The sequence below is a fragment of the Paenibacillus sinensis genome, from assembly GCF_019904155.1.
Taxonomy (GTDB): Bacteria; Bacillota; Bacilli; order Paenibacillales; family Paenibacillaceae; genus Paenibacillus_AQ; species Paenibacillus_AQ sinensis.
Genome location: NZ_JAHCMB010000167.1, coordinates 1 through 294 on the forward strand (window position 1 = coordinate 1; position 294 = coordinate 294).

At 46.9% G+C, this 294-nt stretch carries 1 protein-coding gene; it reads left to right on the forward strand.

Features of this window, described 5'->3' with window-relative positions; genetic code table 11:
• On the forward strand, positions 1-203 hold a 203-nt coding region (locus KIH86_RS19025; protein WP_223110615.1), incomplete at its 5' end, for a transposase.
• Positions 204-294 lie beyond the last annotated feature (91 nt).

Below are 294 nucleotides of genomic sequence, written 5' to 3' on the forward strand. Positions count from 1 at the left end.
AGGAAGGTTACGCCTTGGCCGTACGTCGAATGACGGAGCCCGAGAGTGTATTTGGACAACTGAAAAACAACCGGGGCTTTCGGCGATTTCTGCTTCGCGGTATGGAGAAAGTGACGCTTGAGGTAGGGTGGCTTTCCCTTGCCCATAATGTACTAAAACAAGCCGCAGTGGACCAAAAATGCAAAACAGCGATTCTCCAATAACCGGAGAATCGCTGTTTTGCTAACTTTTTGCGTTTTCTAGAATGAAGAAGAACTGTCTCTGACTTTGAAAATCTACTTATGGGACAGCTCC